At 49.9% G+C, this 919-nt stretch carries 2 protein-coding genes; both read right to left on the bottom strand.

Going from position 1 to position 919, the window contains the following annotated elements; translation table 11 throughout:
• Positions 1-209: 209 nt before the first annotated feature.
• Positions 210-440, bottom strand: coding sequence for a helix-turn-helix domain-containing protein (locus NI20_RS14870; protein WP_081958530.1), 231 nt, complete (start codon positions 438-440; stop codon positions 210-212).
• 199 nt (positions 441-639) lie between these two features.
• On the bottom strand, positions 640-919 hold a 280-nt coding region (locus NI20_RS15535; protein ID WP_206538576.1), incomplete at its 5' end, for a hypothetical protein.

Genomic DNA, 919 nt, shown 5'->3' with positions numbered 1-919 from the left:
ACGTGAGAGAATACCCCCTTTTGATCCCCCAAGAGAACGGCAGGGGCGTTTCGATCTCGCCCCTGCACCCCTAACGACCAAAAGGGAGGGGCTTTGCCCCTCCTTTTTGGATTATCCACCCCATGGCACTTCCGGTAAGCATTGCGCCTACTTGGGATGATTCCGTTTCGATAGTGCCTGCCAAGGCGGCATTGCTGCGCTCGCCGCCGTTAACCACCATACTTTCCGCAGGGGTAAGGCCGGTCTTCATCCGTCAGTCCGAACAGATAATCGGTACTGACATGATAAAACCGTGCAAGACGAATGATCGTGGCGCTGGGAATTTCGAGCGCTCCGCTTTCATAGCGGGAATATGTCGTCTGACTGATATTGAGCATCGAGGCAATATCCTTTTGCGTTTTATCGTGGTCTTCTCGCAAATCCCGAAGTCGCTGATACATCATTCTCACCTCGCAATAATTATAGGATATGCAATAAACGCATATTGACATATATGCGAAAATCGCATATTATAAGTTCGAGGTGATCGATATGGATTCCTGTAAGGATTGCACGCATTTTCGTCAGCACTATGTACTTAGTGCAGGGGTATATGTGCCGCTGAATTATGGACATTGCGTTGCCCGCAGACGAAAGAAATTACAGGCGGATTCTGAATGCTGTGAACATTTTATGAGGGTGGAGAAAGAAGAAGTTCCTGTCTATCAAAAATACGCTTTTCGTATCGAAATAGAAAAGTTGTAGTTTGGTGCTCAGCCAAAGCGGCGAGCGCAGCAATGCCGCGCCGTCAGAAGAGCGGGGAGGATAATCCAAAAAGGAGGGGCTGTGCCCCTCCCTTTTGGTCGTTAGGGGGTGCAGGGGGCGAAATCGAAACGCCCCCTGCCTTTCTCTTGGGGGATTCAAAGGGGGAGGTTCTCTT

The sequence above is a fragment of the Oscillibacter sp. ER4 genome, assembly GCF_000765235.1.
GTDB classification, from domain to species: Bacteria; Bacillota; Clostridia; order Oscillospirales; family Oscillospiraceae; genus Hominicoprocola; species Hominicoprocola fusiformis.
This window is presented reverse-complemented; position numbering and strand designations above follow the sequence as displayed.

Bases quoted from the DNA above. Each gene is read 5' to 3' on its own strand.
- NI20_RS14870 (WP_081958530.1), bottom strand. From the start codon at position 440: ATGTATCAGCGACTTCGGGATTTGCGAGAAGACCACGATAAAACGCAA.